Source organism: Streptomyces sp. NPDC017246 (assembly GCF_044331325.1).
In the GTDB taxonomy this organism is placed as follows: Bacteria; Actinomycetota; Actinomycetes; order Streptomycetales; family Streptomycetaceae; genus Streptomyces.
This window is the reverse complement of record NZ_JBIRMW010000040.1, coordinates 1,959-5,171: the sequence shown is the minus strand read 5'-3', so window position 1 is coordinate 5,171 and position 3,213 is coordinate 1,959. Positions and strand designations below refer to the sequence as shown.

Genomic DNA, 3,213 nt, shown 5'->3' with positions numbered 1-3,213 from the left:
CTTCAGAACTAACACAGTGGACGCGAGCAACTGAGGACAAGCCCTCGGCCTATTAGTACCGGTCAGCTCCACCCATTACTGGGCTTCCACATCCGGCCTATCAACCCAGTCGTCTACTGGGAGCCTTACCCTCTCAAGGAGGTGGGAATACTCATCTCGAAGCAGGCTTCCCGCTTAGATGCTTTCAGCGGTTATCCCTCCCGAACGTAGCCAACCAGCCATGCCCTTGGCAGGACAACTGGCACACCAGAGGTTCGTCCGTCCCGGTCCTCTCGTACTAGGGACAGCCCTTCTCAATATTCCTGCGCGCGCAGCGGATAGGGACCGAACTGTCTCACGACGTTCTAAACCCAGCTCGCGTACCGCTTTAATGGGCGAACAGCCCAACCCTTGGGACCGACTCCAGCCCCAGGATGCGACGAGCCGACATCGAGGTGCCAAACCATCCCGTCGATATGGACTCTTGGGGAAGATCAGCCTGTTATCCCCGGGGTACCTTTTATCCGTTGAGCGACGGCGCTTCCACAAGCCACCGCCGGATCACTAGTCCCGACTTTCGTCCCTGCTCGACCCGTCGGTCTCACAGTCAAGCTCCCTTGTGCACTTACACTCAACACCTGATTGCCAACCAGGCTGAGGGAACCTTTGGGCGCCTCCGTTACCCTTTGGGAGGCAACCGCCCCAGTTAAACTACCCATCAGACACTGTCCCTGATCCGGATCACGGACCGAGGTTAGACATCCAGCACGACCAGAGTGGTATTTCAACGGCGACTCCACAACCACTGGCGTGGCTGCTTCAAAGTCTCCCACCTATCCTACACAAGCCGAACCGAACACCAATATCAAACTGTAGTAAAGGTCCCGGGGTCTTTCCGTCCTGCTGCGCGAAACGAGCATCTTTACTCGTAGTGCAATTTCACCGGGCCTATGGTTGAGACAGTCGAGAAGTCGTTACGCCATTCGTGCAGGTCGGAACTTACCCGACAAGGAATTTCGCTACCTTAGGATGGTTATAGTTACCACCGCCGTTTACTGGCGCTTAAGTTCTCAGCTTCGCAACCCCGAAAGGTCACTAACCGGTCCCCTTAACGTTCCAGCACCGGGCAGGCGTCAGTCCGTATACATCGCCTTACGGCTTCGCACGGACCTGTGTTTTTAGTAAACAGTCGCTTCTCGCTGGTCTCTGCGGCCACCCCCAGCTCACGGAGTAAATCCGATCACCAAGCGTGGCCCCCCTTCTCCCGAAGTTACGGGGGCATTTTGCCGAGTTCCTTAACCATAGTTCACCCGAACGCCTCGGTATTCTCTACCTGACCACCTGAGTCGGTTTAGGGTACGGGCCGCCATGAAACTCGCTAGAGGCTTTTCTCGACAGCATAGGATCATCCACTTCACCACAATCGGCTCGGCATCAGGTCTCAGGCTATGTGCTGTCCGGATTTACCTGGACAACGCCCTACACCCTTACCCCGGGACTACCACCGCCCGGGTTGGACTACCTTCCTGCGTCACCCCATCGCTTACCTACTACCACCTTGGATCAGCGGCTCCACCACTTTCCTTTCCCCGAAGGGTCCGGAACGGCTTCACGGCCTTAGCATTAATGGGCTCGATACTGGGCGTTTCAAAGCGGGTACCGGAATATCAACCGGTTGTCCATCGACTACGCCTGTCGGCCTCGCCTTAGGTCCCGACTTACCCTGGGCAGATCAGCTTGACCCAGGAACCCTTAGTCAATCGGCGCACACGTTTCTCACGTGTGTATCGCTACTCATGCCTGCATTCTCACTCGTGAACCGTCCACAACTCGCTTCCGCGGCTGCTTCACCCGGCACACGACGCTCCCCTACCCATCACAGCGGGCGTTGGCCCTATTGCTGCAATGACACGACTTCGGCGGTACGCTTGAGCCCCGCTACATTGTCGGCGCGGAATCACTTGACCAGTGAGCTATTACGCACTCTTTCAAGGGTGGCTGCTTCTAAGCCAACCTCCTGGTTGTCTCTGCGACTCCACATCCTTTCCCACTTAGCGTACGCTTAGGGGCCTTAGTCGATGCTCTGGGCTGTTTCCCTCTCGACCATGGAGCTTATCCCCCACAGTCTCACTGCCGTGCTCTCACTTACCGGCATTCGGAGTTTGGCTAAGGTCAGTAACCCGGTAGGGCCCATCGCCTATCCAGTGCTCTACCTCCGGCAAGAAACACACGACGCTGCACCTAAATGCATTTCGGGGAGAACCAGCTATCACGGAGTTTGATTGGCCTTTCACCCCTAACCACAGGTCATCCCCCAGGTTTTCAACCCTGGTGGGTTCGGTCCTCCACGAAGTCTTACCTCCGCTTCAACCTGCCCATGGCTAGATCACTCCGCTTCGGGTCTTGAGCGCGCTACTGAATCGCCCTATTCGGACTCGCTTTCGCTACGGCTTCCCCACACGGGTTAACCTCGCAACGCACCGCAAACTCGCAGGCTCATTCTTCAAAAGGCACGCAGTCACGACCCACTGAGTAAACTCAATGAGCGACGCTCCCACGGCTTGTAGGCACACGGTTTCAGGTACTATTTCACTCCGCTCCCGCGGTACTTTTCACCATTCCCTCACGGTACTATCCGCTATCGGTCACCAGGGAATATTTAGGCTTAGCGGGTGGTCCCGCCAGATTCACACGGGATTTCTCGGGCCCCGTGCTACTTGGGTGTCTCTCAAACGAGCCGTTAATGTTTCAGCTACGGGGGTCTTACCCTCTACGCCGGACCTTTCGCATGTCCTTCGCCTACATCAACGGTTTCTGACTCGTCTCACAGCCGGCAGACTGTGAAAGAGAGATCCCACAACCCCGCATGCGCAACCCCTGCCGGGTATCACACGCATACGGTTTGGCCTCATCCGGTTTCGCTCGCCACTACTCCCGGAATCACGGTTGTTTTCTCTTCCTGAGGGTACTGAGATGTTTCACTTCCCCTCGTTCCCTCCACATGCCCTATGTGTTCAGGCATGGGTGACAGCCCATGACGACTGCCGGGTTTCCCCATTCGGAAACCCCCGGATCAAAGCCTGGTTGACGGCTCCCCGGGGACTATCGTGGCCTCCCACGTCCTTCATCGGTTCCTGGTGCCAAGGCATCCACCGTGCGCCCTTAAAAACTTGGCCACAGATGCTCGCGTCCACTGTGTAGTTCTCAAGCAACGACCAGCCACCCATCACCCCG

At 56.8% G+C, this 3,213-nt stretch carries 1 rRNA gene; it reads right to left on the bottom strand.

Features of this window, described 5'->3' with window-relative positions:
* Positions 1-32 precede the first annotated feature (32 nt).
* Positions 33-3,155 (bottom strand): 23S ribosomal RNA (locus tag ACH4MY_RS38115).
* Positions 3,156-3,213: the final 58 nt, after the last annotated feature.